General features: G+C 74.7%; 2 protein-coding genes and 2 pseudogenes. 3 read left to right on the forward strand and 1 reads right to left on the reverse strand.

All coding sequences use genetic code 11. The features are described 5' to 3' along the window. The 3 genes and pseudogenes from E1265_RS37580 to aztD all read left to right on the forward strand — a co-directional run. Positions 1-585 (forward strand): annotated as a pseudogene (locus E1265_RS37580) (hypothetical protein); the annotation flags it as partial. Continuing rightward, positions 582-1,508, forward strand: a complete 927-nt coding sequence (aztC, locus tag E1265_RS35080) for a zinc ABC transporter substrate-binding protein AztC (protein ID WP_132934999.1) — start codon at positions 582-584, stop codon at positions 1,506-1,508. The pseudogene E1265_RS37580 and the gene aztC, both read left to right, overlap by 4 nt. A 46-nt stretch (positions 1,509-1,554) precedes the next feature. Then, positions 1,555-2,763 (forward strand): zinc metallochaperone AztD, encoded by a 1,209-nt coding sequence (gene aztD, locus E1265_RS35085; protein ID WP_132935000.1) that lies wholly within the window; start codon positions 1,555-1,557, stop codon positions 2,761-2,763. A gap of 407 nt (positions 2,764-3,170) precedes the next feature. On the opposite strand, the pseudogene E1265_RS35090 reads toward aztD, so the two are convergent. Next, positions 3,171-3,384: pseudogene (locus E1265_RS35090) on the reverse strand (amino acid permease); the annotation flags it as partial.

Here is a 3,384-nt window from a genome sequence, read left to right on the forward strand (position 1 = left end):
GGGCGGGTCGGGTCCGTCGCGGAGCCCTGCCCCGAGCCGGCCGACGCCGCCGCCACCCGCTACGGGGTGGTCTTCGGCTGCGCGGACGGCGCGCTGCTGGTGCGGGCCGAAGGGGACGGGGAGAGGGCGGAGTTGGCCGGCGAGCCGATCCCCTACCCCGAGGGCACGGACGCGGCCGACCGTCCGCGCACGTTCGGGCAGCGGCCGGGCAGCGGCACGCTGGTCGCGCCGGCCGGTGAGCGCGGCGTATGGACGCTCGAACTCGGCGAGCGCGCCTGGACGTTGACCGAGACAGGACCGGTGCTCGCGGCGGCCGCGCCAGGCGACGGGACGACGCTGCTCGCGCTGACGCCGGACGGTGCGCTGCGCTCGTACGAGCTCGACGGTGGCGCCGAGACGGCGGCGACCGAGCCGTTGACCGAGCCGGGCGCCGGCGCCGTCATCGAGCTGGACACCAGCCGCGCCTACGTCAACGACTCGGCGGCCGGCGTCGTCCACGAGATCGACTACGCCGACGACCTGCGGGTCTCGCGCACCCTCGATCCGGGCCTCGCGCCCGAACTCCTCGTGGAGACGGGCCGATGAGGGCCGGGGCGGTGGTGGCCGCGGTGCTCGCCCTGCTGCCGCTGGCCGCGTGCGCGCCGGGCGGCGGGGACGGCGGTGGCTCGGGCGTGGTGGTGACGACCAACATCCTGGGCGACATCACCCGCCGGGTGGTTGGCGACGAGGCCGAGGTCACCGTGCTGATGGCGCCCGGCGCCGACCCGCACTCCTTCGGGATCTCCGCTCAGCAGGCGGCCACCATCGAGGACGCCGAGCTGCTGGTGCACAACGGGCTCGGCCTCGAGGAGGGCGTGGCTCGCAACGTCTCGGCGGCGGGCGAGGCGGGCGTGGCGACGCTGGCGGTGGCCGAGGAGGTCGACCCGCTGCCGTTCGGCACCGACGCCGGGGACGAGGCGGGCGAGCCCGATCCGCACTTCTGGACCGACCCGTCACGGGTGCGGACGGCGGTCGACGCCATCGCGGACCGGGTCGTGGCCGAGGTCGACGGCGTGGACGAGGCCGCCGTGCGGGCCAACGCGGCCGAGTACGCGGCCGAGCTGGACGAGCTCGACGCCTGGATGACGGACCGGTTCGCGGCGATCCCGGACGGGCGGCGCGAGCTGGTCACCAACCACCACGTCTTCGGCTACCTCGCCGACCGCTACGACTTCACGGTCATCGGGGCCGTGGTCCCGAGCGGCACCACGCTGGCCTCGCCCAGCGCCTCCGACCTCGAGTCGCTGGCCTCGGCGGTCGAGGAGGCCGGGGTGCCGGCGATCTTCGCGGACTCCTCGCAACCGGACCGACTCGCCCAGGTGCTGGCCGAGGAGGCCGGCCTGCGGGTCGAGGTGATCGAGCTGTTCTCCGAGTCCCTGACCGAGCCGGAGGGACCGGCCGGCACGTATCTCGCGCTGATGCGCACCAACACGGACGCCATCGCCGACGGCCTGTCCGGCGCGGCGTGACCCCCGCTCGCCCAACCCCCCCCTGTAACGAAGAGGAGTTCCCATCATGACCAAGCATGCCTGGAACCGGCTCCGGAAGGCCGGCGTGGTGTTCACGGCCGCCGTCGCGGCGGCCTCGCTGACCGCCTGCGGCGGCTCGTCGTCCGACGACGCGTCGTCGGAGGCGTCGCCGGAGGAGACCGAGGCGTCGTCCGTGTCCGTCGCCGACCCGCTGGTGGTCACCTACGACGGCGGTCTCTACGTCATCGACGGTGAGTCGTTCGAGGTCGCGGCGGACATCCCGCTCGAGGGCTTCAACCGGGTCAACCCGGCGGGCGACGACCGGCACGTGCTGGTGTCCACCTCGACCGGCTTCCGGGTCCTGGACGCGGCCGGCGGCGAGCTGACCGACCTGGAGTTCGCGGCCCCGCGCCCCGGGCACGTGGTGCGGCACGCCGGCCGCACCGTGCTGTTCGCGGACGGCACGGGTGAGGTGACCAGCTTCGACCCGGCGGACCTCGGCTCCTCCGAACTGCCGGAGACCGAGACCTACCAGGCGGCCGACGCGCACCACGGGGTGGCGATCGAGCTGTCAAGCGGCGAGCTGGTCGTCACGCTCGGCACCGAGGAGGAGCGTACCGGCATCCTCGTGCTCGACGAGAACCGCGAGGAGATCGCGCGCAGCGAGGAGTGCCCCGGCGTGCACGGCGAGTCGACGGCGCTCGGCGAGGCGGTGGTGATCGGCTGCGAGGACGGCGCCGTGATCTACCGGGACGGCGAGATCACCAAGGTGGACAGCCCGACCGAGTACGGCCGGATGGGCAACCAGGCCGGTTCCGAGGAGTCGCCGATCGTCCTGGCGGACTACAAGCAGGACGCGGAGGCCGAGTTGGAGCGGCCGGAGGAGATCGCGCTGATCGACACCGAGACGGGCGGTCTCGAACGGGTGGACCTCGGCACCAGCTACACCTTCCGCTCCCTGGCCCGCGGCCCCGAGGGCGAGGCGCTCGTCCTCGGCACCGACGGCGCGATCCACGTGGTGGACCCGGAGTCGGCCGAGGTGACCCGCACCATCCAGGTCCTGGACGAGGAGTGGACCGAGCCGCTCGAATGGCAGGAGCCCCGCCCGGCGATCTTCACCCGGGGCGGCACGGCCTACGTGACGGACCCGGCGACGCGCGAACTGCACGCCGTCGACCTGGCCTCAGGCGAGATCACCAACTCGGTGACACTGGAAGGCGTACCGAACGAGCTGAGCGGCGCGCTGGCCCACTAGGCCCTGCCCGGGCGGGCCGGCCGGCCCGGCGGGCCCTGACAGCGCCAGTCGGACTGGAGTGACGCCTTGTCCGCGCCGGCGGTCAGAGCCATTCGGCCGGTCGGAAGTGGCGGCGTCCGGCACCCGCCGCGCCGGCCGGCACGGCCAGGGCCCAGCCGGCGGCCGGCTCCCCCGCCCGCCAGGGCCATCCAACCGACCAGCAGTCACCGCCCCCACGGCCAGGCACCCGCCGCGGCCAGCCACCGGAACGGGCCAGGCACGACCAGGAGCCGGCCGGCACCGGCCGAGCATGGCCAGCCCCAGCCGGCGGCCGGCCGTCTCCCCCGGCCTGCCGGGGCCGTCCGGCCGACCGGAAATCGCCGACTCCACGGCCCGGCGCCCGGCACGGGACCGGGTTGGCCGGGTTGTCAGGGGCGGGCGGCCGGTTGGTTGTCGGCGGCGTTGGCACGCGTCTTCAGGGCCTTGGTGGCAAGCCACACGCAGGCCCACAGGGCCACCCCGAGCAGCATCAGCCAGCCCGCGACGCGGTAGTCGTCGCCGGAGCGGCCGGACAACGGCGTGGCGAGGTAGGCGCACAGCACCGCGCCGATGACCGGGAGGGCGGTGGGGGCACGGAAGTGG

Source organism: Streptomyces sp. 8K308, from assembly GCF_004348315.1.
GTDB lineage: Bacteria > Actinomycetota > Actinomycetes > Streptomycetales > Streptomycetaceae > Streptomyces.